Genomic DNA, 1,232 nt, shown 5'->3' on the forward strand with positions numbered 1-1,232 from the left:
GCCGTGGACTGGGCGCAGCGGCGTCTCCAGAACGGCCAGAAGCGGCTGCCGTGGACTGGGCGCAGCGGCGTCTCCAGAACGGCCAGAAGCGGCTCTACGGCGTCTTTGGGCTCGCGAGGGACTCGCTGCACCAGGAGGCGCCGCAAATCGCCTTGGAGGCCGACCACGTGGTCATCGATGGCCCACCCCGGGTCGCGGCCCTCGCGCGCTCCGCGCTGCTGGCSGCCGAYCTGGTGCTGATCCCGGTGCAGCCCAGCGCCTACGACGTRTGGGCCAGCCACGAGATGGTGCAGCTCGTGATCGARGCGAGGGTGTTTCGGCCGCAACTGCGCGCSGCYTTYGTGATCAAYCGGCGYGTGGTGGGSACRGTCATYGGGCGCGAGGCRCGCGCRGCRTTGGCCGATCAGCCGTTCGCCGCCCTGTGCGCCGAAATCTCTCAGCGCATCGTGTTCGCCGACAGCGTTGCCGCGGGGCGGCTCGCCTGCGAAGCGGCGCCGACGTGCGCCGCGGCGCGCGAGATCGCTGCGCTGGCGCAGGCCGTGCGGGAGATGCTGCGATGACGTCGCGAGCGACATCCGCATCGCCGAAGCGGGCGCCGATCGGCCGCAGGCCGGCTGCCGATCCGGCGTCGGCCTGGGTGCGACGGGCCGACGAACCGGCGGCCGCAGTCAAGGCATCGATCTACACCGCGCGTCTGACCATCGACGTGACGCCCGCGCTGCGTGGACACATCAAGGTCGTCGCGTTCAAGCGCGGCATGACCGCGGCCGAGATGCTGCGCGAGCTGCTGGAGCGAGAGTACGGCGGAGGTGAACCGTGATGCAGCCACCGCCGCTCTCTGCGCGGCCCTCGCCCCCAGCCGGGTGGTCCCCGGGGACCACGCGCGGGGCCATCCCCATGCGGGTGTCACTGGCTTTCGTCGAGCATCGCGTCAACGTCTGGCTGCGCTTCGGTCGGCCGGCGCGCGAGACCATCCTCGACCGCTGGCGGCGCGTCGCGATCTTCGAGTCGGGTGCGGTCTGCTGCCGTGTCAAGTGGATCGGCAACGACTATGGCACGGCGCTCTGGCACCTGATGGTGCTGCAGGCCCCCATGCCGCCCGACGGCGCACAGCGCGTTGCCGGTGTACAGCCGGGCGCGCGCATTCTGCTGCGCGCCGATGGCGAGAGCCAGGTCAAGGCCGTGCTCGCGGCGGTCGACGCCATCGAGGCCTTGGGCATCGACCCCTGCGC

The 1,232-nt window shown here is 71.7% G+C and carries 3 protein-coding genes; all 3 read left to right on the forward strand.

Features of this window, described 5'->3' with window-relative positions; genetic code table 11:
- Nucleotides 1–560, forward strand: a 560-nt coding sequence (locus tag AC1DOC_RS34225; RefSeq protein ID WP_478131642.1) for an AAA family ATPase, incomplete at its 5' end; no start/stop codon positions are given.
- On the forward strand, nucleotides 557–820 hold the full coding sequence (locus tag AC1DOC_RS34230) for a hypothetical protein (RefSeq protein ID WP_012747212.1): 264 nt from the start codon (nucleotides 557–559) through the stop codon (nucleotides 818–820). The genes AC1DOC_RS34225 and AC1DOC_RS34230, both read left to right, overlap by 4 nt.
- Nucleotides 821–897: 77 nt before the next feature.
- A partial coding sequence (locus AC1DOC_RS34235; RefSeq protein ID WP_478131643.1) for a DUF2840 domain-containing protein occupies nucleotides 898–1,232 on the forward strand: 335 nt, incomplete at its 3' end.

The sequence above is a fragment of the Variovorax sp. 01T439_2 genome, from assembly GCF_056398445.1.